Source organism: Burkholderia sp. Bp9142, assembly GCF_003853415.1.
Taxonomy (GTDB): domain Bacteria; phylum Pseudomonadota; class Gammaproteobacteria; order Burkholderiales; family Burkholderiaceae; genus Burkholderia.
Genome location: NZ_QTPP01000027.1, coordinates 20,078 through 46,299 on the forward strand (window position 1 = coordinate 20,078; position 26,222 = coordinate 46,299).

The window sequence follows — 26,222 nt, forward strand, 5'->3', positions numbered from 1 at the left end:
CCGCCGGACCTCGGAAGTGGGCCCGGCCGTTCGTTGAGATGCATCTTAGGTCAATCGATTTGACAAATAAATGGCTGTAGAGATAATGACTGTCACTTCGGAGTGGACAATATGGAACTCAACGACCTGAAGATCTTCGTCGCGACCGTCGATGCGGGCAGCTTCACGGCGGCGGCCGACCAGCTGATGCTGTCCAAGCAGTTCGTCAGCCGGCGCACGATGGCGCTCGAGGCGTCGCTCGGCGTGCGCCTCCTGCTTCGCAACACCCGCAATCTCGCGGTCACGGAATCGGGGCAGGAGTTCTATGCACGCGCGCAGCGGATCCTCGCCGAGGTCGCCGACGCGGAGCAGGCGATGTCGGTGCGCAGCACCGAGCTGCACGGCTCGCTGAAGATCAGTGCGCCGCTGTCGTTCGGGATCACGCACGTGTCGCCGCTGATCGCGGAATTCCTGTCCGCGCATCCGGCCGTGCGGCTGAACCTCGACCTGACCGACCGGCGCGTCGACCTGATCGGCGAGGGCTTCGACCTCGTGCTGCGGATCGGCGCGCTCGAGGATTCGACGCTGATCGCGCGCCCGCTCGGCGCGTGGAAGATGATCGCGTGCGCGAGCCCCGCTTACCTGAAACGGCAGGGCACGCCCGCGACGCCGGCCGACCTCGCCGCGCATACGTGCCTGCTATACGGGCGCGAGCGGCGCGTCGGCTGGGAATTCCGGATCGACGGCGCGGCGCGCACGTTCGACGTGCAGGGGCCGCTCGTCGCGAACAACGGCGAAGTCGTGCGCGACGCGGCGATCGCGGGGCTCGGCATCGCGCTGCTGCCGCATTTCATCGTCGGCGCGGCGCTTGACCGCGGCGCGCTCGTGCCGGTGCTCGATGCGTACGCGCCGTCGCCGATCACGCTGAACGCGGTGTTTCCGCAGCATCGGGAAGGGTTCGTCACGCTGCGCACGTTCATTGGGTTTCTGGCGGAGCGGCTGGGTGCGCGGGGGTAGAGGCGGGCACGGTATGCGTGTCGCGCGCGGCGGCTTTTTCCAAGGGAACGAAGTGCATGCTTCACGCGCGGCGAAAGTCATGACGGTGTTCACCGGGCCGGACGTCGAGCGGCGCAGTGCGCGTAGCAGCCGAGTTCGCGATGGCCGCCGGCAAGCGGCCGCGCACGGCGGACACGGTGCCGGCTTCGGCACGGGCATGTCGATCCCGCATGGCAGCCGATCCGTTCGCGCGCATCGTCAGGCACCGATTGATCGGCGGCGCGTATTCGCGTTAGGCTTCGGCGGGGCCGACGGTCCGCAGCGCATGCAGGGCCGGGTGTTTTTACCTCAAATCGAATCGCGCACGTAGCTTTTACTCGCTGCGATCCACGACGAGTCCAATGCAATGAAGAACCGATCGAATGCTCGCGCCGGCGAGCGAGGGCAAGCCACGCGTCGCGGCCGGCATGCGCGGCGCGCGAACCTGCGATCCGCGATGATATTGGCAGTACTGATGATATCGCCGTTGGCCGCGCACGCGGCCGGCTTCGACTGCACGAAAGCCGCTTCGCCGACCGAGAAGGCGATCTGCGCGGACGCCGGGCTGTCGTCACTCGACGGCCAGTTGGCCGGGGCGTGGAAGAAGGCGCTCGCGAACGGCGGCGATACGGCCGCGCTGAAGGCCGCGCAGCTGAAATGGCTCAAGCAGCGCGACCGCTGCGGCAACGACGCGTCGTGCCTCGGCGATCGCTATCGCGAGCGGCTCGCGAGCCTGAACGGTGCGCCGCTTGCCGCCGACCGGTGGCAGCAGACGTGGTATCGCGACAGCGACAACCCGTCGTTCGGCGGCGTGCTGACGTTCACCGGCACGGCACCGCGCCTTCACTTCGAGCTGAGCGGCAACAACGGCGCGAATACCGGCGGACTCAGCGGCGATATCGAACTGCACGGCGACCGCGGCACGTTTCGCCAGGACCCGTGCCGGCTCGATTTCAGCCGCAAGGGTGGACGCATGCAGGTCGCGCAGCAGGGCAGCGATGCCGATTGCGGCGCCGGTGCCGGCGTGACGTATTCGGGCGACTACGTGACGGCATCGAAGGCGCAGGCGAGCCCGCCGGCGGATCTCGTGACCCTGAAGGTGCTGTCCGACGCCCGGCAGAACGCGATCGCGCACACGCTGCTCGGCGCCGACTATCAGACGCTCGTCGACATGATCAACTACAGCGCGGACGAGAAGGATCTCGACGACCTGCACGCCAGCGCGAAGTCTTACTGGGTGCGCGGCATTGCGACGACGAACGCCGCAATCGTGATGCGCCGGGACACCGACCTGTGGATCGGGCTGCTCGTATTCGATGCGCATGACAAGGTGCGGATGCGCTACTACACGAACGTGCCGGCGTGGAAAAAGACGGTGCCGAAGACGATTCGCGCGTGGCACGACAATCTCGACAAGACGCTGCCGATCGACGTGATGTGATCCGGTCGGGTGGCAAGCACTGCACGCGCATGGGTGCCTTGCGTTTGCGATTCAATGTTCCGACGAACCACGCTTTGCTTTGCCCATAGAGGGATCAGCGAAGAGGACCGGGCGGTGCTTGATCGCCATATGCCGCACGCGATCTGCTGTCGAGAACGATGCGATCCTCAACACTCGTTCACACCGGGATCGACCGCCAGCGATTGCATCGCACGGGCCGTGTGTGCCGATCGCAATTCGCGATGGAGCGATTGTCGCTCTTGCGTCCCGATGTCGACGACATGTGGTTCGATTCGCTCAACCCGATCCGGCTGGCGTCGGTTACGCGACGCGCTCGGGCCCAGGCGGACCCGGATGGCCGCGTAGCGCGTCACTCGTATATCAGGTTCGATATCTGCCCCGCCGTTGGCGTGCGGGAACACCCCCACCGCCTTGCCGGTGAAGTGCCCGACAACTTCCCGACTCCCGCCTGATGCGGCACAAGCCGGTCGATCGGGCGGCCGATATCCGGTCGACTCGAGTGTCCGGATTCCGTTCGTTGCGTGTTCGAACCGACGTCTTCCGCGCGCCTTCGATCACCGTGCGCGAGACTGCGCTGCCTTGCCGTACCTGGGGTTGCCGGGCGTCCGCCGCGAGATGGCATGCCTGTTGCATCAAGCGCATCGACGTCGTGCCCCGGCGACATGGTCACGCCACGGTCGCCACCGCGCCGTCATGACATCAATCTTTGGAGACGAAAACATGGAAGGGCTTTCGCAAGTCCAGGTGTTGGGCATCGATGCCGGCGGCACGATGACCGATACCTTTTTCGTGCGTGCCGACGGGCGGTTCGTCGTCGGCAAGGCGCAGAGCAATCCGGAGGACGAGTCGCTCGCGATCCTCAATTCGTCGCAGGACGCACTGGCGCACTGGCAGCGCGATGTTGATCAGGTGTACCCGGAACTCGTGACCTGCGTGTATTCCGGTACGGCCATGCTCAATCGTGTCGTGCAGCGCAAGGGGCTCGACGTCGGCCTGCTCGTGAACAAGGGTTTCGAGCACGTGCATTTGATGGGGCGTGCGATCCAGAGCTATCTGGGATATGCACTCGAGGAGCGGATCCATCTGAACACGCACCGCTATGACGAACCCCTCGTTCCGCTTGCCCGCACGCGGGGCGTGACCGAGCGTACGGACGTGCAGGGCGATATCGTGATTCCGCTGCGCGAAGGCGAGGTGCGGCAGGCGACGCGCGAACTCGCCGCCGCCGGCGCGAAGGCGATCGTGATCTGTTTCCTGCAATCGCACAAGAATGCGACCAGCGAACGGCAGGCGCGCGACATCGTGCACGACGAACTGAAGGCGATCGGTGTGGATGTGCCGGTGTTCGCGTCGGTCGACTACTATCCGCAGCGCAAGGAAAGCCACCGGATGAACACGACCGTGCTTGAGGCCTATGCGGCCGAGCCGTCGCGGCAGACGCTCCGAAAGGTGAGCGATCGCTTTCACAAGCACGGTGCGAAGTTCGACTTGCGCGTCATGGCGACGCACGGCGGCACGATCAGCTGGAAGGCGAAAGAACTCGCACGTACGATCGTCTCGGGGCCGATCGGCGGCGTGATCGGCTCGAAGCTGCTCGGCGAGGCACTCGGCTACGACAATATCGCCTGCTCCGACATCGGCGGCACGTCGTTCGACATGGCGCTGATCACGAAGGGCAAGTTCGCGATTGCGTCGGATCCGGACATGGCGCGCCTCGTATTGTCGCTGCCGCTCGTCACGATGGACTCGGTGGGCGCGGGCGCGGGCAGCTTCGTGCGGCTCGATCCGTACAGCGGCTCGATCAAGCTCGGCCCGGACAGTGCCGGCTACCGGGTCGGCACCTGCTGGCCGGAAAGCGGCCTGACGACCGTGTCGGTGTCGGATTGCCACGTCGTGCTCGGCTACCTGAATCCGACCAACTTCCTCGGCGGGCAAATCAAGCTCGACGTCGACCGGGCGCGCGAGCACATCAAGGCGCAGATTGCCGATCCGCTCAACCTCACGGTCGAGGATGCGGCGGCCGGCGTGATCGAACTGCTCGACCTTCAGTTGCGCGAGTACCTGCGATCGAACGTCAGCGCGAAAGGCTACAACCCGACGGAGTTCGTTTGCTTCTCGTACGGCGGGGCTGGCCCGGTCCACACGTACGGCTACACGGAAGGGCTCGGCTTCAGGGATGTCGTGGTGCCGGCCTGGGCCGCGGGTTTTTCCGCGTTCGGGTGCGCCTGCGCGGATTTTGAATACCGCTACGACAAGAGCGTCGATCTCGCGTTGCCGCAGCTCGCGCCCGATGCCGACAAGGTGCAGGCCGCGCAGACGATCCAGAAGGCCTGGGCAGAGCTGGCCGCGAAGGTGATCGACGAGTTCCGCATCAACGGTTTCAGCGAGCGCGACGTGATCCTGCGGCCGGGCTTCCGGATGCAGTACATGGGCCAGCTCAACGACCTCGAGATCGAGTCGCCGGTCGCATGTGCCGCGACCGCGCAGGACTGGGACCTGATCGTCGACGCGTTCGAGGATACCTACGGACGCGTCTATGCGAGTTCAGCGCGTTCTCCGGAGCTCGGCTTTTCCGTCACGGGCGCGATCATGCGCGGCACCGTGCTGACCCAGAAACCGGTGCTGCCGGAAGACGCCACGGGCGGCGCCACGCCGCCCGAAGCTGCGCGCGTCGGCACACGCAAGCTGTACCGCCACAAGCAGTGGCACGACGCCGTCGTCTGGAAGATGGAAGCGCTCAAGCCGGACAACGAAATCGTGGGTCCCGCGATCATCGAATCGGATGCGACCACCTTCGTGGTTCCGAAAGGTTTCGCGACCACGCTCGACAAGCATCGCCTCTTCCATCTCAGAGAAGTCCGATAAGGAGATACGCCATGAACATGATGTCCAGCCAGGAAGTGGGTTTCGCCGATCTCCTCAAGAACGGCCAGACGCTCAAGCAGTTCCGCGACGGGATCCTCGAGCGCACTGCCGAAACGGGGCGCTACAACGGCCTCTTGCGGCTCGATCTGCGCGAAAGCGACCCGATCCGCTACGAGAAGATGTTCTCGAAGTTGCGCGGCGGCCTCGTGCATGCGCGCGAGACCGCGAAGAAGATCGCGGCGAGCCCGATCGTCGAGCAGGAAGGGGAGCTGTGCTTCACGCTCTACAACGCGGCGGGAGACTGCGTGCTGACGTCGACCGGGATCATCATCCACGTCGGCACGATGGGGGCAGCGATCAAGTACATGATCGAGAACAACTGGGAGGCCAATCCGGGCATCCATCCCGGCGACATGTTCACCAACAACGACTGCTCGATCGGCAACGTCCATCCGTGCGACATCGCGACGATCGTGCCGATCTTCGCGCACGGCAAGCTGGTCGGCTGGGTCGGCGGCGTGACGCATGTGATCGACACCGGTGCGGTGACGCCGGGGTCGATGTCGACGGGGCAGGTGCAGCGCTTCGGCGACGGCTACATGATCACGTGTCGCAAGACGGGCGTGAACGATACGCCGCTGCGCGACTGGCTGCATGAAAGCCAACGCTCGGTGCGAACGCCGAAGTACTGGATCCTCGACGAGCGCACCCGCATCGCCGGCTGCCACATGATCCGCGACCTGATCGAGGAAGTGATCGAGGAGGAGGGGCTCGACGCCTATGAGAAATTCGCGTACGAGGTGATCGAGGAAGGGCGCCGCGGCCTGCAGACGCGCATCAAGGCGATGACGCTGCCCGGCAAGTACCGCAAGGTCGCGTTCGTCGACGTGCCGTACAACCATCCCGACGTGCAGACTTCGTCGGCATTCGCGAAGCTCGATTCGATCATGCACTCGCCGGTGGAGATGGAGATCCGCCGCGACGGCACGTGGCGCCTCGACTTCGACGGCGCGAGCCGTTGGGGCTGGCACTCGTACAACGCGCACCAGGTTGCCTTCACGAGCGGCATCTGGGTGATGATGACGCAAACGCTCGTGCCGACGCAGCGGATCAACGACGGTGCGTACTTCGGCACCGAATTCCACTTGCCGAAGGGCGCGTGGATGAACCCGGACGACCGGCGCACCGGGCATGCGTACGCGTGGCACTTCCTGGTGTCCGGCTGGAGCGCACTCTGGCGCGGCCTGTCGCAGGCGTACTTCAGCCGCGGCTACCTCGAGGAGGTCAATGCCGGCAATGCGAACACATCGAACTGGCTGCAGGGCGGGGGCATCAATCAGGACGGCGACATCCACGCGGTGAACAGCTTCGAGGCGTCGTCGTGCGGCACCGGCGCGTGCGCGATCAAGGACGGGCTCAATCATGCGGCGGCGATCTGGAATCCCGAGGGCGACATGGGGGATATCGAGATCTGGGAGATGGCGGAGCCGCTGCTCTATCTGGGCCGTAACGTGAAGGCCAATTCGGGCGGCTATGGCAAGTATCGCGGCGGCTGCGGGTTCGAAACGCTGCGCATGGTCTGGAAAGCCCAGGACTGGACGATGTTCTTCATGGGCAACGGCTACATGAATAGCGACTGGGGGCTCATGGGCGGGTATCCGGCGGCGACCGGTTATCGATTCGAGGCCCACCGCACCGGTCTCGATCAGCGTATCGCGCACGGCGAGAGCCTGCCGCTCGGCGGCGACACCCATCCGGACTTCCCTGACTACGAGAACCACCTGAATGCCGGCGCGCTCGTCAAGCGCGATCAGCAGTGCATGACGACGGAGGACTGTTACGACAATCACGACCTGTACCTGAATTATCTGCGCGGCGGGCCGGGGTTTGGCGATCCGCTTGACCGCGAGGTCGAAGCGATCGAGCGCGACCTGAACAACGCGGCGCTTCTGCCCGAGTATGCGCAAAAGGTGTATGGCGCGATCGCGACAAAAGACGCGAACGGCATATGGCACGTCGATGCGAAGCGGACGGCACTGCTGCGTATCGAAATTCGCAACCAGCGCCTCGCGCGCTCGCAGCCGACGCGCGAGTGGATGAAGGGCGAGCGCGAGCGGATCCTGGTCAAGCATGCGTCGACACAGGTCAAGCACATGTTCGCAACGAGCTTCGGGTTGTCGCCGAAGTTCGAAGCGAAGTTCCGCGCGTTCTGGGAACTCCCCGAATCGTGGACGCTGACCGAGGACGAGCTCGGCGTGCCGACCTACGGCTCGAAGTTCCGGATGGATCTGTCCAAGATGCCCGACGTGAACACCGTCGTGCTGGTCGAGGAATAACGGGCTTGTCGCGCAATCTGTCAATGGAGGGATTCAGGATGTCTACTTACACGAAGGAACAGGTCAGGAACCTGGTCGACGGAACGCTCGATTGGGACACGACGCTGCGCATGTTGTCGATGCCGAAGGACGGCGAGCGCTTCGAGATGTATATCGACGCGCTGCAGCGCAAGCTCGGCTGGAAGGACCGGATCGTGCTGCCGCTTGGCCCGCACCTTTATATCGTCCAGCAGCAGGCAACGAAGCGATGGGTCACGCAATGCGATTGCGGGCATGTGTTCGGCGACTACCGGGAGAACTGGAAGCTGAACGCGAACATCTTCGTGCGGGACTCCGAGGAGGCGATGGACGAGGTTTATCCGCGGCTCATGGCACCGGACACGCAGTGGCAGGTGTACCGCGAGTATTACTGTCCGACATGCGGGGCAATGCACGACGTCGAAGCGCCGACGCCGTGGTATCCCGTTGTCCACGACTTCGAACCGGACATCGAGGGGTTCTACGGGGAATGGCTGAAGCTGCCGATTCCCGAGCGCGCCGATTAGTGTGATGTTTGACCCGGCCGGCGCATTGGCGCCGGTGCGCCCCGCTTCGTCCACGCGAAGCGGGGCGTTTGTTTTTCGAACGTTCGATTTCCGGACGCGCGGCGTGTTTCCGGCCGGATTGCGGATGGCACGGGCGGGTGCATTCGGGCAGGCATCGCGAAGTGCGCCGTGCGGCTCCGTCTGGCGTGTACCTTGCTTGTCCGGTCTCGCAACGGTGGGGCCACGGTGCTGGATCAGAGTACGATGCGAAGAGGCACACTGTCGGCACACCGACGGCACACCGCGGCGCAGGTCGTGGTGGGTGCCGCGGTGCACAACCTACACAAGGAGCCGAAACATACGGCTTCGCGATTCGCGGCCACGCGAATCGCCAGGAGACACGCATGCAACATACCGGTACGCCAATGGACTGGTTTTCCAGCCCGGAGCACGACGGCAGCATCATGTCCGCATGGGAACACCTGGTCGGCGGCGGCGAGCGCCAGTCGAACACGGTGCGCGGCGTTGTGGACGATTCATGGCAGCGCTGTCTCGTCGGCCACGTCGATCCGGCCGGAAACCGCGCGCCGCCGCCGATCGACGAAAACCAGCTCGGACAGGGGCGGGCGGCAAACGAGCGGCTCGTCAGCGCGAGCCTGCCGCTGATGCAGCAGACGCGCGAGTTGCTGTCGCAGACCGGCACCGTCATGCTGCTTGCCGATCCGGAAGGCATGATCCTGCAGCACGAGGGCGACGTGCATATCGTCGATCCGGCAAGGGAGGTCGGGCTGATCCCGGGCTGCAACTGGACCGAACTCAGTTGCGGCACCAACGCGATCGGCACCGCGCTCGCATTGCGCCAGCCGGTTCAGATCCACGGCGCCGAGCACTTTTGTGCCGGCATCAAGCGGTGGACGTGTTCGGCAACCGTTATCCGCGATCCGCTCGACGGTCAGGTACTCGGTGTCATCGATGTGTCCGGTCTTGCCGATACGTACAGCCGTTACAGTCTCGCGCTGGCCGTGTCGCTCGCGGGGCGCATCGAAAGCCGTATCGCGAAGGATGCGATGGAGCGCCGCTTGCGCATGCTGGACCGATGCGCATCTCGCTTTGGTTCCCTGGCATCGGACGGGGTGCTCATCGTCGACGAGCGAGGGCGCCTCGTCAAGGCGAATGCCCAGGTCGGGCCCGCATTGCGGCGTCTCGGATTCGATGTCCGGGTCGATGCCGGCTTCGTGTTGCCGGGGCTGAACGGCATGGCGGGGACGTCGGCTGCCGCGCCGGCATGGCTGCGTTACGCCCACGTCGAGATTCTGCGCGAAGGCGGCACGATACTGGGCTTCATGGTGGTGATACCGGGCGTCGACGTGGCGCGTGAAACGGTTTCGATCCCGCGACGGAAGGACGACGGCGATACGGCCGGTGCGTTCAAGCGTCTCGTCGGCGACAGCGGCGTGTTGCGGGGCGCCGTCGACAAGGCGCGTCAGCTCGCGCGGTCGCGCGTTCCGGTTCTGTTGCTCGGCGAAACGGGCGTGGGCAAGGAGCTTTTTGCGCAGGGTATCCATCAGGGAAGCGAGCGCATGGATGGTCCGTTCATTGCGCTCAATTGTGGTGGCCTGTCGCGCGATCTGCTTGCCAGCGAGCTGTTCGGGTATGCGGAAGGCGCGTTCACGGGCGCGCGCAAGTCGGGGGCGGCCGGCAAGATCGAAGCGGCCAACGGCGGCACGCTGTTTCTCGACGAGATCGGTGAAATGCCGATCGATATCCAACCTCACCTGTTGCGGGTTCTCGAGGAGAACGAAATTTACCGGCTCGGGGAAAACACCCCGCGCAAGGTGAACTTCCGGCTCGTTGCGGCAACGCATCGTGACCTGAAGGAGGCCATTGCCGGCGGCACGTTTCGCATGGATCTGTTCTACCGGATCGCCGTCACGACCATTTCGATTCCGAGCCTGCGTGAGCGAAGCGAGGATTTGCCTGCCCTGATCGCCTATTGGCTCGAGCGTTTATGCCACTCGTATGGCATGCCGGCCAGTTCGTTCGACGACCACGCCTATGGTCTCCTCCTGAATTACGCGTGGCCGGGCAATGTGCGCGAGTTGCGCAACGCGATCGAAGGCTCGCTTTTGCTGGCAGGAGGATCGGTGATCACCGCTGACGAATTGCCCGCCGAAATTCGTGCGGCTGGTGCCATTGCCAACCGGGTTGGGGAACCGGTTGCAAGAGCAGCGCAGATGAGTCCCGAGGAATCGCTCAAAATGGCTGAAGCGGAGACGATTCGCCGTGCGCTCGATCGAAATGCCGGGAACCTTACCCGGACAGCGAATCAGCTGCGCATCGCGAAAAGCACGCTTTACGAAAAGATTCGCCGATACGACCTGAATGCGGAAGTGAGCGACGTGCGCCGGCGCCGGGATGGCTGAACATCGAGATCGTCGAGAAGGGCGGCGCGCATGCGCTCATTGCAGATTTATTTTGCCGCAAAGGCTATACGTCGACGACGATGTCGGAGATCGCGCGTGCCGCGGGGACGACAGTGGCGAACCTGTATGTGTATTTCGACTCGAAGCTGCTGATTCTCTCGACGGGACGGTGCTGTTACCTGACGGTCTCGACTCTGTCGATGCTGCGCCGATGATGTGCGCCGGATACACCACCTGGAGCGGCTTGCGCGATGCCGCGCCGCAGCCGCACGAGAAGGTCGCCGTGCCGGGGATTGGCGGATTAGGGGGCACGTGGCCGTGCAACTGTCCAGTGCGTGCGGTTTCGAGACCGTGGCCATTACACATTCCGCAGACAAGCGCGGTCTTGCGCTCCAGCTGGGCGCGGACCAGGTCGTCGGCCGCGGCGCGGAGTTGCGCGACCAGGGTGGCGCATCTACCGAACGAACTCGATTTGAACGGTCGCCCAGACGGCAGCGCGTTTTGCCCCCGCCCCGCGGCGCGATGCTAGATGATGACCCATCCGCGATCCTGGAAGTCGCGGACGGTTGCTTCCACCCGGTTGGCCGCATCGCGCAGGTCGGGTAGAACGTTAGCTGACAAATCCTCGGGCGTGCGCCTCGACCGGTGAGAGGCAAAGCTCATGGCGGCGATGACCCTGCCTGTCCGTTCCCGCAGCGGGACCGCAAGTGACAGTGTCCCGGGTTCCATTTCATCGATCGCCAGTGCGTAGTCCACCGTCCTGATCTGCTGCAGGGCAATCTTCAACGTTGCAACGTCCGTGATCGACGCCGGGCCTTGCGCCTTCAGCGTCACGCCTTCCAGCCGTCGATCCAGTTCCGCTTCCGGCAGGTTGGCGAGGAGAACCTTGCCGCTCGCCGAGCAATGGGCGGGAAGCCGGTCGCCAATACCGAGCCGTGACGTAAAGATGCGACGTGTCGCGTCGCGGCACACGAACAGAATGTCGAGCCCCTCCAGCACGGAGATCGAGCACGCGTCATCGAGGCGGTCGGCGAATTGAAGAACCTCGGACGCAACCGTACTCCAGAGGCTGCCTTTCGCCAGCATGCCGCGACCCAGGGACAACACCTTGGGCGACGAATTGTATTCGCCGCGGTCTTCGGCAACGTAGCCCAAATGCGTGAGCGTCAGCAGGATGCGGCGTGCCGCCGCGCGGCTCACGCCCATTGCAGTCGCGACTTCGCTGCATCCCAACGGGGCAGACGCATCCGCCAGCACCTCGAGGCATGCAAGGCCTCTCGCGAGCGTTTGGGCGAAGTCCTGCTTCTGTAATTCCTTGGTCGAGTCCATAGCCACCGGTACCGAATGTTATGTCCGATTGTCTCATGTGTGCGATAAACGCGCAATCGTGCGAAATGTTAGGTGTTTTCCCGGAAATGCAGGATCGAACAGGCCCCGGCCAAATTCGTCGAAATCGGCATGGCTCGTTATAGGACGGGCGTCTCGGAGAAGTTTCAGAGGTGCCTGGTGATGGATGTGCGATAAACGCACAAGTGCGCGATATGTTGACACTGCTCGGGGCCGCTCCTACACTGAACTCATCAACCGCATGTAGGCGATGAACTTTTCAGGAGACGAACGAAATGGCACGTTGGCTCAAGCAGGGCATGGACGAAGCAGCGCGGCGCGAGATTGACAGCAAGGTCAGGCAGACCGTCGAGGACGCGATTCGCGACGTCGAGGTCCGCGGAGATGAGGCTGTGCGAGAAATGTCGATCAGGTTCGATGGCCTCGATCGCGAGAGTTACCGGTTGAGCGACCAGGAAATTCAGGCCTGCCTGAGTGAGTTGTCGGAGGGCGAACTTGAGGATATCCGGTTTGCTCAGGCGCAAGTGCGCAACTTTGCGGAAATCCAACGTGCGTCGATGCTCGATGTCGAGCAAGAGACGCTTCCTGGTGTGTTTCTCGGCCACAAGAACATTCCGATGAATTCGGTCGGTTGTTACGTGCCCGGTGGGAAATATCCGCTTCTTGCGTCGGCCCACATGTCGGTGCTCACGGCGAAGGTCGCCGGCGTGAAGCGTGTCGTGACGTGTGCGCCGCCGTTCAAGGGCAAGCCGGCGGCGGCAATCGTTGCTGCGCAGCATCTGGCGGGCGCTGACGAAATTTACGTGCTGGGCGGTATCCAGGCGATCGCGGCGATGGCCGTTGGCACGAAGACGATTCAGCCGGTCGACATGCTGGTCGGGCCGGGCAATGCCTTCGTCGCCGAGGCGAAGCGCCAACTGTTCGGGCGAGTCGGCATCGACCTGTTTGCGGGGCCGACGGAAACCTTGGTCATCGCGGACGACACGGTCGACGGCGAAATTTGCGCGGTCGACCTGCTGGGGCAGGCGGAGCACGGGGCGAATTCGCCGGCAATCCTTCTCACGGTTTCGGAGCAGCTGGCACGCGACACCCAGCGGGAGATCGAGCGCCTGCTCGACCTGATGCCCACGGGGCAGACCGCTCGTGCGGCGTGGAACGACTACGGCCAGATCATCGTTGCGGACGACTATGAAGACGCGCTGCGCGTGGCCGACGGCATTGCATCGGAACATGTGCAGGTCATGACCGATCGTGACGACTGGTTCCTTGAGAACATGACGAACTACGGCGCCCTGTTTCTCGGGCCCCGGACCAACGTTGCGTATGGCGACAAGGTGATCGGCACCAATCACACGCTCCCCACGCTCAAGTCGGCGCGTTATACCGGCGGGTTGTGGGTCGGCAAGTTCCTCAAGACCTGCACCTATCAGTATGTGAAGACCGACGCAGCGACGACCCTGGTCGGCGAGTACTGCTCGCGCCTGTGTGCGCTGGAAGGGTTCGCCGGGCACGGCGAGCAGGCGAATATCCGCCTGCGCCGGTTCGGCGGTCTCGACGTGAAACCCTATACCGCCGCTCCCCGCGCCGCGGTGAACGCGATCGGCTGAGCGAACGATCATGATGCTCCCTGTCACGCCTTCCCTGCGCCTGGACGGCCGTCGTGCGCTGGTCACGGGCGCGGGCCGCGGCCTCGGTCTTGCCGCTGCGTCGGCGCTGGCCGCGGCGGGTGCCGAAGTGGTTCTGGCGGCCCGTTCACCGGACGAGGTGAACGAGGCGGCAGCGGCGATTCGCGAGGCCGGCGGCAAGGCAAGCGGCATCGCACTGGATGTCGTCGACCTGGAGGCGGCGTCGGCCTGGCTCGAACAAGCGGCCACGTTCGACATCCTCGTCAACAACGCCGGGACGAATCGGCCGGCCGCCTTCCTCGACACCGAAGCGAGCGACTACGACTTCGTGTTCGACGTCAATGTGCGCGCCGCGTTCTTCGTTGCGCAGGCGGTGGCCCGAAAGCTGGTGCGCGAAGGCCGGCCGGGCTCGATCATCAACGTGTCGTCCCAGATGGGGCACGTCGGTGCGGCCCGCAGAACCGTCTACTGCGCGACCAAGCATGCGGTGGAAGGCATGACGAAGGCTATCGCGGCTGAACTGGGTGAACACGGGATACGCGTGAACACGATCTGTCCGACGTTCATCGAAACACCGATGACGAAGCCGTTTTTCGCCGACACCGCATTTCGCGATTTCGTGCTCGGCAAGCTGAAGCTCGGCCGCCTCGGCGTACCCGAAGACATCATGGGCGCGGTCGTGTTTCTCGCCTCCGATGCGTCGGCGCTGATGACCGGGTCCGCGTTGATGCTCGACAGCGGCTGGACCACCACGAGCTGACCCGCGCCCCCCAACAAAATCATTTGGAGACAATCAGGATGGAAACGGTTCGTTTGACCCTCGCACAAGCCATCGTCCGGTTTTTGATCGCGCAGAAGATCGATGCCGACGGGGAAGTGCTGCCGCTGTTCTCGGGCGTGCACGCCATCTTCGGGCATGGCAACGTCACGTGCCTCGGCTCGGCACTGGAAGAGGTCCAGGACACGCTGCCGACCTATCGCGGTCAGAACGAGCAATCCATGGCGCTCGCGGCCGTGGCCTACGCTCGAGCACGGCGGCGCAAGCAGATCCATGTCTGCTCGGCGTCGGTGGGCCCGGGGTCGTCGAACATGGTCACCGCCGCGGGCGTTGCATTGTCCGATCGCCTGCCCGTATTGCTCTTGTGCGGGGACAACTTCGCGTCGCGTTTTCCCGACCCGGTCCTGCAGCAGGTCGAGCATTTCCACGACCTGACGATCACCACGAACGATGCGTTCAAGGCGGTGTCGGCATTCTTCGACCGGATCACGCGCCCGGAGCAGATTCTCAGCTCGCTGCCGCAGGCCGTGTCGCTGCTGCTCGATGCGGCCGATTGCGGGCCCGCCACGATTTCGCTTGCCCAAGACGTGCAGGGCGAGGCGTTCGACTACCCGGTCGAGTTCTTCAAGGAGCGTGTGCATCGCATCGAGCGCTATCAGGCGCCCGACATTCAGCTGGACGAAGCCGCCGAGATCATCCGTGCCGCGAAGCGGCCGCTGATCGTTGCCGGCGGCGGCGTTCATTACTCGGGCGCCTGCGAGGAACTTGCCCGATTTTCCGATGCATTCGGCATTCCTGTCGTGGAGACCGTGATGGGCCGCTCGGCGCTTCTGCACGAGCATCGGCTCAACCTGGCTTCGATTGGCGTGATGGGGGGCCATGCCGGCAATCGGATCGCGGCGGAAGCCGACGTCGTCATCAACATCGGCACCCGTCTGGCCGACATGACCACGGGGTCGTGGAGCGTTTTCCGGAATGGCGACGTCCGGTTCGTCTCGCTCAACACCAACCGCTGCGACGCCAACAAGCATCTGGCGCATCCGGTCGTCGGCGACGCGAAGCTCTCGCTGAGTGGATTGACCCGGCGGCTCGAGGGGTGGACCGCGCCGGCGGCGTGGGGCGAGCGTGCCGTCGAGGAAAAGGCTTCGTGGGACGCCATCGTCGAGCGGGATACGGCGTTTCGAGCGCAGCCGGTGCCGAACTACGCGCAGGTCATCGGCGCCGTTCAACGCAATGCCCGGCCGACCGACGTCATCGTTTCGGCAGCCGGCGGCTTGCCCGGGGAACTGTATTGCATGTGGAAGTCGGTCGGCGTGGGTACGTTCGAGTCCGAGTATGGCTTTTCGTGCATGGGCTACGAGATCGCCGGCGCGTATGGGCAGAAGATCGCCAATCCGGACCGCGAGATATTTGCCATGCTCGGTGACGGGTCGTACCTGATCATGAATTCCGACATTTATTCGTCGGTCCTGACCGGGAACAAGTTCATCTGCATCGTGTGCGACAACGGCGGATTTGCAGTCATCAACCGCTTGCAGACGAGCAAGGGGGGCGCCGAGTTCAACAACCTTTTTGCGTCGTCGAAGCGTTCCGGCGACGTGCCGCGAATCGATTTTGCGATGCACGCGCGTTCGATGGGGGCGCTCTCGGAGAACGTCACGACGATCGCGGAGTTCGAAGCGGCGCTCGTGCGCGCGAGAGAAGCCGATCGGACCTACGTCATCGCGATTCGCACGCATCCGTACGAATGGGCAGAAGGCGGCTCCTGGTGGGATGTGGGTATGCCGGAGGTGACGCGTCGCGCATCGATCGAAGAAGCCCGCATCGCGCAGGAATCGCAGCGCTCCCATCAGCGCAAAGGCATCTAGGAGGCGTCATGACTGCGGCTAAGCGCGTTCTGGTGACCGGGTCCACCGGAAACCTCGGAGCGAAGGCGATGGCAGCGTTGAAGACGCTCGACAACCACGAAGTCACGGGTATCGGGCGGAATTCGACGGGCGACCCGAACGTCATCACGGCCGATCTGGAGTGCTACGACCGCTCGTGGGCACAACACTTCGAAGGGGTGGATGCCGTGCTGCATCTGGCGGCCGATCCGAAACCGGTCGGGTCGTGGGATTCGATCACGCGGCTGAACATCGAACTGGCGCTGAACGTGTTTCGTGCGGCCGAGGAGGCGCACGTCAGGCGGTTCGTCTTCGCCAGTTCGAACTGGGTGCTGGGGGGTTATCGCTTCGGCGACGAGCGACTGACGAGCGGGCTCAGCCCGCGGCCTGTCAATCCGTACGGCGCGTCCAAGCTTTTCGTCGAGCGCTACGGACTGGCTGCCGCCGAGCGCACCGGCATGTCGGTCATCTCGCTGCGGATCGGCTACTGCCAGCCCGGTGCGAACGTGCCCGGACCGCATATGGCGTTCGGGCGTTGGGGCCAGGAAATGTGGCTGGGTAACGAAGATTGGGCGCAAGCGGTCATCCGGTCCGTATCGAGTTCGTACGAAGGCGCCGCGGTTCTCAATATCGTGTCCCGCAATCACGGCAGCCGGTGGGACCTGGACGAGGCGAAGGACACGATCGGCTACCTGCCGGTCGAGTCCCACCGGCCGATATTGACTGCAGGAAACTTGATTAAGGACCGCGGCGCCGCGCTACGCGAACGGTTCGTTCCGACGGGCGCGTCGGTGCCGCTTTTCGGTGCCCGCTGGTGAGACCGCTGGTAATACATGAGACAGACATGAAAAAGATACTTTGCATCCAACCGCTCCATCCCGAAGCGCTTCGCCTGCTCGATGCGCGAGCCGACATCACCTATGAGGTCGTGACCGATTTCTCGCGCGAGAACCTGCTGAAGCACGTGAGCGACGCCAATGCGATCACGGTGCGCGACGCGCTGTTGCCCGCCGACGTTCTGGATGCTGCGCCGGGGCTTCAGATCGTATCGCGACATGGCGTCGGCTACGACAACATCCCGGTCGAATACTGTACCGGGCGAGGCATACCGGTGACGGTCGTCGGCGACGTCAATTCGAATTCGGTCGCCGAACACACGCTGTTCCTGATGCTGGCGGTCGCGCGCTCGGGGATCCAGCTGGATGCCGCGGTGCGCGCCGGAGACTTCTCGGCCCGTGCGAAGATTCCGTGCTTCGAATTGCGGGGCCGCAGGCTGCTTGTCATCGGGTATGGGCGAATCGGGCAGGAGGTTGCCGCGCGAGCGCGAGCCTTCGGCATGGACGTCCTCGTTTTCGATCCGTTCGCGAAGCAGGCGAATTTCCCGGGTGTTGCGTTCGCGAACACCCTCGACGAGGGGCTGGCAAGCGCCAACATCGTGACGCTGCACGTGCCGCTCGCACCTGAAACACGCAACCTGATCAGCGCGCGTGAACTCGCGCTGATGCCGGCAGGCGCCGTTCTGATCAACAGCGCACGCGGCGGCATCGTCGACGAGGCGGCGCTCGCCGAGTCGATCAGGAATGGACATCTGCGCGGAGCGGGTATCGATACGTTCGCGGTCGAGCCGCTTTCCGCTGATTCACCGCTTGCCATCGAGAAAAACGTCGTGCTGAGTCCGCACTCGGCGGCGCTCAGCACGGAAGCCCTGATCGGCATGGGCGTGATGGCGGTCAGGAATGCGCTGGCCGGCCTCGACGGGAATCTCGATCCCGCGCTGGTCGTGAATCGCTCGGTTCTCAATGATGAGGTTTCCAATGCGTCCGAATAAGGTGCGAGAGTGCTGGGAGCGCGGCGCCGCCGCGGTATCGGCGTGGCTGTCGATCGGCAATAGCTACAGCGCGGAAATGATCGGGTGGAGCGGCGTCGATTGCGTCACCGTGGATCTTCAGCATGGCATGACCGACGTTCAGACGATGATCGGCATGCTGCAGGCCATTTCCGCCACACCCGCGACGCCGTTCGTACGGGTTCCGGATTGCGACCCCGCGTTGCTGATGAAGGCGCTCGACGCGGGCGCTTACGGCGTCATCTGTCCGATGATCGACAACGCCGCGCAGGCGCGCGCATTTGTCGCCGCGACCCGTTATCCGCCGCACGGAGACCGGAGTTTCGGTCCGTCCCGAGGGTTGCTCTATGGCGGTCCGGATTATTTCGAGCACGCGGACCGGACGATCGTTCGCCTGGCCATGATCGAAACCGTCGCTGGCCTCGATGCCGTGGAGGAGATCGTTTCGGTCGATGGCCTCGACGGCATCTTCATCGGGCCCAACGATCTGGGACTGACATTGGGCAAGGGCACGGCCTCGGACCCGACCGACCCGGTTGTGCTGGCGGCAATCGAACGATGCAGGGAAGCTGCCCGGCGCGCGAACAAGCACCTCGGCATTTTCTGCCCGTCGGGAGCGGTCGCCGCGCGCTGGTCCGCGCAAGGATTCGACTTCGTCGTACCCAATAGCGATGCCAACCATCTCAAGGCTGCGACGGCGGCCGAGGTGCGGGCGGCGCGCGAGCATTGCCGGACATAAGAAATCCGTCACGGCCAGCGCCGTCGACGTTCGGGTGAGCTTGCCGAACTGCGTTGAAGGCGGAAGCCCGATCAAAGTGAGTGGAGGAGACGTGTACGAGACTGTCAATGAAAAGCGACTGATCGATCGATTGACGCTGCATCTGATGCCGCTGTTGGGGTTGCTTTACCTCATGGCGTACATCGACCGGCAGAACGTGAGCTACGCCAAGCTGCAGATGATCGATAGCCTGCACATGAGCGAGGTCAGCTACGGACTCGGTGCGTCGCTTTTCTTTATCGGGTACCTGCTTTTCGAGGTGCCGAGCAACATGGCGCTGTATCGCGTCGGTGCACCGCGCTGGCTCGCGCGAATCATGCTGACGTGGGGTGCGGTGACGCTGATGCTGGCCTTTACCCGCAACGCGCCGATGTTCTACGTTCTGCGCTTTTTGCTCGGTGCTGCGGAAGCAGGCCTGTATCCGGGGATCATCTACTACATGACGTTGTGGTTCCCGGCGCGTCATCGGGCCAGGATCATGGGCTACTTCGTGCTGGGGAGCGCGGTCGGCAACATGTCCGGTGCCGCGATCTGCGGCGCGCTCCTCGACCTGCAAGGACTCTGGGGGCTGCATGGCTGGCAATGGGTATTCATTGCGACCGGTCTCCCGCCCATCGCTCTGGCGTTCGTCACGTGCTTCCTGTTGCCCGCCGGTCCGGCCGCGGCCCGGTTTCTCAGCCACGACGAGCGGGCGTGGCTTGCCCGGGAGTTGAAAAAGGATGCGGCGGGATATCCGGCGCACGGTCCGGTGCTCAAGGTTCTGGTCGATCGCCGCGTGTTGCTGCTGTCCGGCTATTTCATGATGGTGTCGATGTCGATCGCGGCAGTGAGCTATTGGATGCCCACGCTCGTGAAAGGGTTCGGCGTGTCGAATACGGCGAACGGACTGCTCGGCACGATCCCATGGCTGATCGTGACTGCAATCCTGATGTGGCTTCCCAAGCGTATGGGAAGCGGAACGAAGCTGCTCAAGGGAATCGCCATTGCCGCATCCATCGGCGCCGTCGCCTTCGTGTTCAGTGCCTTGTTCCCCGCAAACGCATGGAGATTTGCAGCGCTGTGCGTGGCCGCTCCGTGCATGTACATCATCGTGCCGTGTTTCTGGACGTTGCCTGCCGAATTCCTCTCTGGCGCACGGGCCGCGGCGGGAATCGCGGCCATCAATTCGATCGGGAACATGGGCGGCTTCCTGGCGCAAAACCTCGCGCCGTGGATTCGCAACCAGACCGGCAGCGCCGCGGCGCCGATGCTGATGCCGGCCGTTTGTCTCTTCATCGTTCTGGGCGGGACGCTACTGATGCTGGCCCGGCGCGGACGAGACAGTACGGATGCCATGCCGGCCGGCTCTTCTGCCCCGACTGCTCGAACCGGAGGTATTGCGCATTAACGTGCCCATCAGTTGTCGTAGACCGAAAAACTATCGATATCAGGAGACGAAAATGTTGAATGCATGGAAGAAACTCAAGACCCTCGTGCTGGCCGGTACCCTGGCTGTTGCCGCGGTACATGCAGGCGCCGCGGAATCGGAGAAGATCATTCTGATCACGCACGGCCTGGCGAGCGATCCGTACTGGAATATCGTCAAGCACGGCGCCAACGACGCAGCCAAACAGCTGGGCGTTACCGTCGAGTACCGTTCCCCGCCTACGTTCGACATGGTGCAAATGTCGAATCTCATCAATGCGGCCGTCAATCAGCGACCCGCGGGCATCATCGTCAGCATCCCCGATGCAAACGCGTTGAGCGGTGCAATCAAGAACGCCGTGGCGTCCGGCATCCCGGTGATCTCGGTCGACTCGGGCGCGGATGTGGCAGCGAAGTTCGGCACGCTCCTTCACATTGGACAACCTGAATACCCGGCCGGCAAGGCGGTAGGGGAGCGCCTGAAGTCGTTGGGCCTGAAGAAGGCCATCTGTATCAATCACGAGGTGGGCAACACGGCACTCGACGATCGTTGCCGCGGCGTGAAGGACGGATTCGGCGGCAACGTGACGGTGTTGCCGACGGCCGCCGATTTCCAGCAGGTGAAGGCCAAGGTCGCAGCCGCGCTCGCGCAGGATCCTTCGGTCGACGCGGTCGTCGCGCTGAGCGCGGGCCAGTCCGGCGAACCGGCCGTGGCCGCGGCGCAGGAGTCGAAGCGCGCGAATCTGAAGGTCGTGTCGTTCGATCTCTCGCCGGGCTTTCTGAAAGATGTGGCCGAAGGCAGAGCGCTCTTCGCCGTCGAGCATCAGCCCTATCTGTTCGGTTACCTCGGCACGGTATTGCTGGTCAACGAAATCCGCTATGGCCTGCTCCCGACCAACAAGGTCATCGAGACGGGGCCCAAGTTCATCACCAAAGCCGATGCGCAACGCGTGACGAGTCTGTCCGCGAAGGCCATCCGGTAACAGGAGGAAACCATGCAACACATTCGTGCTTCGAGAGCGCCAGCCATGCCGGATGAGCGGCTCAAGAACGTCTCGCAGCTCCGCCGCCTGATGCGGCGCCCCGAGCTGGGTGCAATGGCGGGCCTCATTCTCGTGGGTCTGTTTTTCTTCGCGACGGCAAGCAGTTCGATGTTTTCCGTCGCCGGGGTCATGAACTTCATGACGCCCGCCTCGCAGCTGGGCATTCTGGCCATCGGCGCGGCGCTGCTCATGATCGGCGGCGAGTTCGATCTCTCGATCGGATCGATGATTGCGTTCGCCGGGCTTGTTTTCGGCACTTGCCTGGTGGTGTTCCACCTGCCTCTCGTCATCGCGATCGGTATCACGTTTCTGGTGGCAGCCGTGTTCGGCGCGATCAACGCGCAGATCGTTCTGCGCACCGGGCTGCCATCCTTCATCGTGACGCTGTCGTTTCTGTTCATGCTGCGCGGGCTTACGCTGGTCGGCCTGAAGAAGGCGACGGGCGGGCTGACCCAGCTTCGCGACATCACCGAAGCAGCGGATTCCTCGTGGCTCGTTCACGTGTTCTCCGGCAATGCCCTGACAGGGCTGTTCAGCTGGCTCGCCCAGCACGACCTGATCGCGACGTTCCCGAATGGCGAGCCGAGCGTGAAAGGCGTGCCTGTTTCGGTGTTGTGGTTTATCGGCCTGACGATCGTCGCGACGGTCATCCTGGTCCGGACCACCTTCGGCAACTGGATCTTCGCGGTCGGCGGCGACACCGCGGCGGCCCGCAATTCGGGCGTGCCGGTCACGCGCGTCAAGCTCATCCTGTTCATGACGACGGCCTGCTGCGCCGCGCTGGTCGCGGTGCTGACGGTGCTGGACGCGGGGTCCACGGATGCGAGTCGCGGGTTCCAGAAGGAGTTCGAAGCCATCATCGCGGCAGTCATCGGCGGGTGCCTGCTCACGGGCGGCTATGGCTCCGTCATCGGCGCGTTTTTCGGTTCGCTCATCTTCGGCATGGTGGTCATCGGTTTGAGTTACACGGGTATCGACCAGGACTGGTACCAGGTGTTCCTGGGCGCCATGCTGCTCGTCGCCGTGCTTTTCAATAATGTCGTGCGCAAGCGCGCGACGGGGGAGCGTTAAATGGAAACCACGCCACTTATCGAAGCTCGCAATCTCGTCAAGCACTTCGGTTCGGTGATCTCGTTGAACGGTGTGTCGCTGACGGTGTACCCGGGCGAGGTGCTATGTCTGCTGGGTGACAACGGGGCGGGCAAGTCGACATTGATCAAGACGCTGTCCGGCGTACACAAGCCGACTTCCGGTGAACTGTTGGTCAGCGGCAAGCCGGTCGAGCTGGACAGTCCGCGGGATGCGCTGGATCAGGGCATTGCGACCGTGTATCAGGATCTCGCGATGATTCCGCTCATGTCGATCGCGCGCAACTTCTTCATGGGGCGCGAACCGAAGAAAGGTTTCGGACCGGTCAAGTTCTTTGACGCGCAGCATGCGCTCAAGGTGACGCGTGAAGAGATGCTCAAGATCGGTATCGACGTGCGCGATCCGGAGCAGGCTGTCGGCACGCTTTCGGGCGGCGAGCGGCAGTGCGTGGCCATTGCACGTGCGGTCTACTTCGGCGCAAAGGTCCTGATTCTGGATGAACCAACCTCGGCCCTCGGCGTGCGTCAGACCGCGATGGTGCTGCGATACATCAATCAGGTCCGGGCAAAGGGCCTGGGCGTGATCTTCATCACGCACAACGTGCGTCACGCGCATACCGTAGGCGATCGGTTTGTCATTCTCAAGCGCGGCACGACGCTCGAGACGCGCAAGCGCGGCGACGTGACCCTCGAAGAACTGTACAACCTGATGGGCGGAGGCGACGAGCTCAACGAAATTGCCAACGATGTCAACGAAAGCAGCATCAGTCGCAGTCGCGATGCGGTATCGCATTGAGTAAGGCCATTCACGTGGGGAGAGGACGTTGCTCGTCCGAAGCCCGCTGTTTCCAAAACCAGATTCAAGGAACGTTTGAAATGTCAGTGATTCGAGTCGGAATGATCGGCGCCGGTTGGATGGGGCGTGCGCATGCGGCAGCGTTCGAGAGTGCGACACGCATTTTCGGTACCGAACCCGCAACACTCAAAATTGTTGCAGTGGCAGACGTGAGCGAGGCAGCAGCCGGCGACTTCGCGCAACGTTTTGGCGTCGACCGCTGGACGACGGATTGGCGCACGGTAGTGAACGATCCCGACATCGACGTGATCGATATCACCACGCCCAATGACGTGCATCCGGAAATCGCGCTGGCTGCGATTGCCGCGGGCAAGCACGTCTATTGCGAGAAGCCGATGGCCAACTCGGCTGCCGAAGCCAAGGCCATGCGGGACGCCGCGGAGGCCGCGGGGGTTGTCACCATGGTCGGCTTCAACTACCTCTGCAGTCCTATTCAAGCGTATGCGCGCCAGCTCGTTCAGTCCGGCGCGCTCGGCGAGATTTTCCATTTCCGCGGCATGTTCGACAACGACTACATGGTCGGGCCCGAGTTCCCCTTTACCTGGCGCACCGATGCCGCGGTGGCCGGCCGGGCCGGCGCGCTGGGCGACATGGCCAGTCATGTGCTGAGTCTTGCGCACTACCTGGTCGGTGACGTCACCGAGGTATGCGGCACCCGTCAGGTTCTGCATGCCGAACGCAAGACGGCTGCGGGCGTGGTGCGCAAAGTCGAGAACGATGATCTGGCGCAGTTCGTCTGTCGCTTCGAGAATGGCGCGTCGGGCTATATCGAGGCCAGCCGCATCGGCACCGGTCGGAAGCTCTATCTTGCGTACGAAATCCAGGGCACGAAGGGTTCGCTGCTGTTCGATCAGGAGCGCATGAACGAACTCTACTTCTACCGCAAGACCGACGATCCCGCCGAACGCGGCTACAAGCGGATTCTGGCGGCGCCCGAGCATCCCGACTATGCAGCCTTCTTCGGCCTGCAGGGGAATCCGCTCGGTTACAACGACCTCAAGATCATCGAAGCGCGTCGCCTCATCGAGTCCGTCGCGCTCGGACAACGCTGGATCGCCGATTTTTCGTTCGGCTATCGCGTGGACCGTGTGGTCGAAGCCGTACTTACTTCAGTCGAACAGAATCGCTGGGCCAGCACCGAGGAGATTGCATAATGTCGTCGAACTACCGTCTTGCCAATGCGCCGTGCTCGTGGGGCGTGGACTTTGCCGACCGACCGGAAAACCCGGCCTGGACCCGCGTGCTCGACGAGGCTGCCGCCTCGGGATTCGCGGCCATCGACCTGGGGCCGGTCGGCTACCTTCCCACCGACCCGGGGCGTCTCGCGCATGAATTGCGTGAACGTGGTCTGGGCTTGTCCGCGGGCGGCCTGTTCGATCCGCTCACCGATGCCGCGGCCTTGCCGAAGGTCCTCGACAAGACCCGCAGGACCTGCGAAATCCTGAAGGCACTCGATGCGCCGCGCCTGGTGATCATCGACTGCGTGTCGACCGAACGCGGCAAGACGGCCGGACAGTCGGCCGCCGCGCCGCGTCTCTCCGATGCGGAGTGGGGAGCGATGATGCAACGGATCATCCAGATCGCGTTGATCGCACGGGACGAGTACGGCGTGAAGTCGTATCTGCATCCGCATGCGGGCTGCTACATCGAGTTCGAGGACGAAGTCGATCGCGCGATGCATGACCTTCCCGAAGACCTCGTGGGTCTCTGTGTCGATACCGGTCACTCGGCGTATGCCGGAATCGATCCGGTGAAACTGATCGAGCGGTACGGTTCGCGAATCGGGCACATGCACTTCAAGAACATCGACCGCGAAGTGCACGCTCAATGCGTCGCGGAGGGTGTCGACTTCTTCAGCGCTATCGCGCGCGGTGTTTTCTGTCCGCTGGGCAAAGGCGTCGTCGATTTCGTGGCCGTGCGCGATGCCTTGAGCCGGATCGGCTACAAGGGGCTGGCGGTGGTCGAGCAGGACGTCGATCCATCGGGCGCCGCGTCGCCTTTCGACAACGCGCGCGAGAGCTACGACTATCTGGAATCGGTCGGCATCGCGCCTGCACGCAGGTCCGTCGCATGAATGCAACCTGCCTCGTCGACGCACGCAATACCCTGGGGGAAGGGTGCGTCTGGGATCCGCGCGACGACAGCCTGTACTGGACAGACATCGAGGAGAGCCGGATCTATCGGCTGTCCTCCACGCAGGAGGTCACCTCGTACGCGCTGCCCGAGCGGGCCGGTTTCATCGTGCCGCGCAAGGACGCCGGATTCATCGTCGGGCTGGCGAGCCGGATCGCCCGGGTCGACGCGGGATTCTCGCGCTTCGACACCGTGACGGAGGTGGAGCCGGCGCTTGCGCAAACCCGCGTGAACGACGCGGCGGTCGACCCGTTCGGCGGCATCGTGTTCGGCACCTTCGACGAGCGCGACAGGCAGCCCGTGGCGAGCCTGTACCGGCTGTCCCCCGAGGGCGAACTGCGACAGCTCCTTCGCGACATCACGATCAGTAACGGGATCGCGTTCTCGCCGGACGGGCAGATCATGTATTTCGCGGACACGCCCGTTGGCGTCATCCGGCGGTTCAAGGTCGGCGCGGCGTTCGCAAGCCTCGACGAGATCGAGCCGCTGGCCGCCGCGCAGGTGGCGCCCGGGTCGCCCGACGGCGCCATCGTGGATCGCGACGGCGGCTACTGGAGCGCACGCGTGTGGGGTGGATGCGTCGTGCGCCTATCCGCCGACGGCGCGGTGACGGATCGGATCGACCTGCCGACGAAAGGCCCCACGTGCGTGGCATTGGGCGGCCCGGCCGGCAATCGTCTTTTCATCACGACGCTGCGCGTGAGGCACACGCAAGAAGAACTGGACAGTGCCCCGCATGCGGGCGGGCTGTTTGTCGCCGATGTCGCCGTGCCTGCGCAGTCGCCACGACTCGCGTTGCTTTAGAGAGAACATC

At 63.7% G+C, this 26,222-nt stretch carries 21 protein-coding genes and 1 pseudogene; 21 read left to right on the forward strand and 1 reads right to left on the reverse strand.

Annotation, left to right across the window (positions count from 1 at the left end; genetic code table 11):
- Positions 1–111: 111 nt before the first annotated feature.
- From DIE22_RS25735 to DIE22_RS25770, 8 genes and pseudogenes are all read left to right on the forward strand, one after another.
- A complete protein-coding gene (locus DIE22_RS25735) occupies positions 112–996 on the forward strand; it encodes a LysR family transcriptional regulator (protein ID WP_124606383.1) in 885 nt (294 codons plus the stop codon).
- Between the two features lie 79 nt (positions 997–1,075).
- Positions 1,076–1,345 carry a hypothetical protein gene (locus DIE22_RS25740; RefSeq protein WP_124497040.1) on the forward strand — a complete coding sequence of 90 codons (270 nt, stop codon included), beginning with the start codon at positions 1,076–1,078 and terminating at the stop codon, positions 1,343–1,345.
- A 36-nt stretch (positions 1,346–1,381) separates the two neighbouring features.
- Complete coding sequence (locus DIE22_RS25745) at positions 1,382–2,455, forward strand: lysozyme inhibitor LprI family protein (protein WP_124606384.1); 1,074 nt, start codon at positions 1,382–1,384, stop codon at positions 2,453–2,455.
- Positions 2,456–3,196: 741 nt separating this feature from the next.
- A complete protein-coding gene (locus DIE22_RS25750) occupies positions 3,197–5,341 on the forward strand; it encodes a hydantoinase/oxoprolinase family protein (protein WP_124497038.1) in 2,145 nt (714 codons plus the stop codon).
- An 11-nt stretch (positions 5,342–5,352) separates the two neighbouring features.
- On the forward strand, positions 5,353–7,677 hold the full coding sequence (locus tag DIE22_RS25755; protein WP_124497037.1) for a hydantoinase B/oxoprolinase family protein: 2,325 nt from the start codon (positions 5,353–5,355) through the stop codon (positions 7,675–7,677).
- 38 nt (positions 7,678–7,715) lie between these two features.
- A complete protein-coding gene (locus tag DIE22_RS25760; RefSeq protein ID WP_124497036.1) occupies positions 7,716–8,222 on the forward strand; it encodes an acetone carboxylase subunit gamma in 507 nt (168 codons plus the stop codon).
- A gap of 383 nt (positions 8,223–8,605) precedes the next feature.
- Positions 8,606–10,624, forward strand: a complete 2,019-nt coding sequence (locus DIE22_RS25765) for a sigma-54-dependent Fis family transcriptional regulator (RefSeq protein ID WP_260426767.1) — start codon at positions 8,606–8,608, stop codon at positions 10,622–10,624.
- Positions 10,621–10,782: pseudogene (locus DIE22_RS25770) on the forward strand (TetR/AcrR family transcriptional regulator); the annotation flags it as partial. The gene DIE22_RS25765 and the pseudogene DIE22_RS25770, both read left to right, overlap by 4 nt.
- 367 nt (positions 10,783–11,149) lie before the next feature.
- Here the strand turns inward: DIE22_RS25770 and DIE22_RS25780 are convergent.
- The gene (locus DIE22_RS25780) at positions 11,150–11,953 is read right to left on the reverse strand and encodes an IclR family transcriptional regulator C-terminal domain-containing protein (protein WP_124606385.1); all 804 of its coding nucleotides are present in this window, start codon (positions 11,951–11,953) and stop codon (positions 11,150–11,152) included.
- 293 nt (positions 11,954–12,246) lie between these two features.
- Between DIE22_RS25780 and hisD the strand changes: the two genes are divergently transcribed.
- The 13 genes from hisD (at position 12,247) to DIE22_RS25845 (ending at position 26,212) form a co-directional block, all read left to right on the forward strand.
- On the forward strand, positions 12,247–13,578 hold the full coding sequence (hisD, locus tag DIE22_RS25785) for a histidinol dehydrogenase (protein ID WP_124497034.1): 1,332 nt from the start codon (positions 12,247–12,249) through the stop codon (positions 13,576–13,578).
- 10 nt (positions 13,579–13,588) lie between these two features.
- Complete coding sequence (locus tag DIE22_RS25790) at positions 13,589–14,356, forward strand: SDR family NAD(P)-dependent oxidoreductase (protein WP_124497033.1); 768 nt, start codon at positions 13,589–13,591, stop codon at positions 14,354–14,356.
- A gap of 38 nt (positions 14,357–14,394) precedes the next feature.
- On the forward strand, positions 14,395–16,242 hold the full coding sequence (iolD, locus tag DIE22_RS25795) for a 3D-(3,5/4)-trihydroxycyclohexane-1,2-dione acylhydrolase (decyclizing) (protein WP_124606386.1): 1,848 nt from the start codon (positions 14,395–14,397) through the stop codon (positions 16,240–16,242).
- Positions 16,243–16,250: 8 nt separating this feature from the next.
- Positions 16,251–17,078 (forward strand): NAD(P)-dependent oxidoreductase, encoded by an 828-nt coding sequence (locus DIE22_RS25800; RefSeq protein WP_185640686.1) that lies wholly within the window; start codon positions 16,251–16,253, stop codon positions 17,076–17,078.
- Positions 17,079–17,104: 26 nt separating this feature from the next.
- Complete coding sequence (locus DIE22_RS25805) at positions 17,105–18,088, forward strand: hydroxyacid dehydrogenase (protein WP_124497030.1); 984 nt, start codon at positions 17,105–17,107, stop codon at positions 18,086–18,088.
- Positions 18,075–18,845: an HpcH/HpaI aldolase/citrate lyase family protein gene (locus tag DIE22_RS25810; RefSeq protein ID WP_124497029.1), complete on the forward strand. Its 771-nt coding sequence runs from the start codon at positions 18,075–18,077 to the stop codon at positions 18,843–18,845. Before DIE22_RS25805 ends, DIE22_RS25810 begins: the two co-directional genes overlap by 14 nt.
- A gap of 145 nt (positions 18,846–18,990) precedes the next feature.
- Positions 18,991–20,271, forward strand: a complete 1,281-nt coding sequence (locus DIE22_RS25815) for an MFS transporter (RefSeq protein WP_124606427.1) — start codon at positions 18,991–18,993, stop codon at positions 20,269–20,271.
- Between the two features lie 52 nt (positions 20,272–20,323).
- Entirely contained in the window at positions 20,324–21,271 is a 948-nt protein-coding gene (locus tag DIE22_RS25820; RefSeq protein WP_124606387.1) for a substrate-binding domain-containing protein, read from the forward strand.
- 12 nt (positions 21,272–21,283) lie between these two features.
- On the forward strand, positions 21,284–22,402 hold the full coding sequence (locus DIE22_RS25825) for an ABC transporter permease (protein WP_124606388.1): 1,119 nt from the start codon (positions 21,284–21,286) through the stop codon (positions 22,400–22,402).
- Positions 22,403–23,215 carry an ATP-binding cassette domain-containing protein gene (locus tag DIE22_RS25830; protein WP_124497026.1) on the forward strand — a complete coding sequence of 271 codons (813 nt, stop codon included), beginning with the start codon at positions 22,403–22,405 and terminating at the stop codon, positions 23,213–23,215. It begins immediately after the preceding gene.
- 80 nt (positions 23,216–23,295) lie between these two features.
- Positions 23,296–24,429 (forward strand): Gfo/Idh/MocA family protein, encoded by a 1,134-nt coding sequence (locus DIE22_RS25835; protein WP_124606389.1) that lies wholly within the window; start codon positions 23,296–23,298, stop codon positions 24,427–24,429.
- Entirely contained in the window at positions 24,429–25,349 is a 921-nt protein-coding gene (locus tag DIE22_RS25840) for a TIM barrel protein (RefSeq protein ID WP_124606390.1), read from the forward strand. The genes DIE22_RS25835 and DIE22_RS25840 overlap by 1 nt, the downstream gene beginning before the upstream one ends.
- Positions 25,346–26,212 (forward strand): SMP-30/gluconolactonase/LRE family protein, encoded by an 867-nt coding sequence (locus DIE22_RS25845; protein ID WP_185640687.1) that lies wholly within the window; start codon positions 25,346–25,348, stop codon positions 26,210–26,212. The genes DIE22_RS25840 and DIE22_RS25845 overlap by 4 nt, the downstream gene beginning before the upstream one ends.
- Positions 26,213–26,222 lie beyond the last annotated feature (10 nt).

Bases quoted from the DNA above. Each gene is read 5' to 3' on its own strand.
- DIE22_RS25805 (WP_124497030.1), top strand. From the start codon at position 17,105: ATGAAAAAGATACTTTGCATCCAACCGCTCCATCCCGAAGCGCTTCGC.
- DIE22_RS25845 (WP_185640687.1), top strand. From the start codon at position 25,346: ATGAATGCAACCTGCCTCGTCGACGCACGCAATACCCTGGGGGAAGGG.
- DIE22_RS25750 (WP_124497038.1), top strand. From the start codon at position 3,197: ATGGAAGGGCTTTCGCAAGTCCAGGTGTTGGGCATCGATGCCGGCGGC.
- hisD (WP_124497034.1), top strand. From the start codon at position 12,247: ATGGCACGTTGGCTCAAGCAGGGCATGGACGAAGCAGCGCGGCGCGAG.
- DIE22_RS25765 (WP_260426767.1), top strand. From the start codon at position 8,606: ATGCAACATACCGGTACGCCAATGGACTGGTTTTCCAGCCCGGAGCAC.
- DIE22_RS25735 (WP_124606383.1), top strand. From the start codon at position 112: ATGGAACTCAACGACCTGAAGATCTTCGTCGCGACCGTCGATGCGGGC.
- DIE22_RS25745 (WP_124606384.1), top strand. From the start codon at position 1,382: ATGAAGAACCGATCGAATGCTCGCGCCGGCGAGCGAGGGCAAGCCACG.
- DIE22_RS25825 (WP_124606388.1), top strand. From the start codon at position 21,284: ATGCAACACATTCGTGCTTCGAGAGCGCCAGCCATGCCGGATGAGCGG.
- DIE22_RS25790 (WP_124497033.1), top strand. From the start codon at position 13,589: ATGATGCTCCCTGTCACGCCTTCCCTGCGCCTGGACGGCCGTCGTGCG.
- DIE22_RS25840 (WP_124606390.1), top strand. From the start codon at position 24,429: ATGTCGTCGAACTACCGTCTTGCCAATGCGCCGTGCTCGTGGGGCGTG.
- DIE22_RS25830 (WP_124497026.1), top strand. From the start codon at position 22,403: ATGGAAACCACGCCACTTATCGAAGCTCGCAATCTCGTCAAGCACTTC.
- DIE22_RS25755 (WP_124497037.1), top strand. From the start codon at position 5,353: ATGAACATGATGTCCAGCCAGGAAGTGGGTTTCGCCGATCTCCTCAAG.
- DIE22_RS25760 (WP_124497036.1), top strand. From the start codon at position 7,716: ATGTCTACTTACACGAAGGAACAGGTCAGGAACCTGGTCGACGGAACG.
- DIE22_RS25780 (WP_124606385.1), bottom strand. From the start codon at position 11,953: ATGGACTCGACCAAGGAATTACAGAAGCAGGACTTCGCCCAAACGCTC.
- DIE22_RS25740 (WP_124497040.1), top strand. From the start codon at position 1,076: ATGACGGTGTTCACCGGGCCGGACGTCGAGCGGCGCAGTGCGCGTAGC.
- DIE22_RS25810 (WP_124497029.1), top strand. From the start codon at position 18,075: ATGCGTCCGAATAAGGTGCGAGAGTGCTGGGAGCGCGGCGCCGCCGCG.
- DIE22_RS25820 (WP_124606387.1), top strand. From the start codon at position 20,324: ATGTTGAATGCATGGAAGAAACTCAAGACCCTCGTGCTGGCCGGTACC.
- iolD (WP_124606386.1), top strand. From the start codon at position 14,395: ATGGAAACGGTTCGTTTGACCCTCGCACAAGCCATCGTCCGGTTTTTG.
- DIE22_RS25800 (WP_185640686.1), top strand. From the start codon at position 16,251: ATGACTGCGGCTAAGCGCGTTCTGGTGACCGGGTCCACCGGAAACCTC.
- DIE22_RS25815 (WP_124606427.1), top strand. From the start codon at position 18,991: ATGCCGCTGTTGGGGTTGCTTTACCTCATGGCGTACATCGACCGGCAG.
- DIE22_RS25835 (WP_124606389.1), top strand. From the start codon at position 23,296: ATGTCAGTGATTCGAGTCGGAATGATCGGCGCCGGTTGGATGGGGCGT.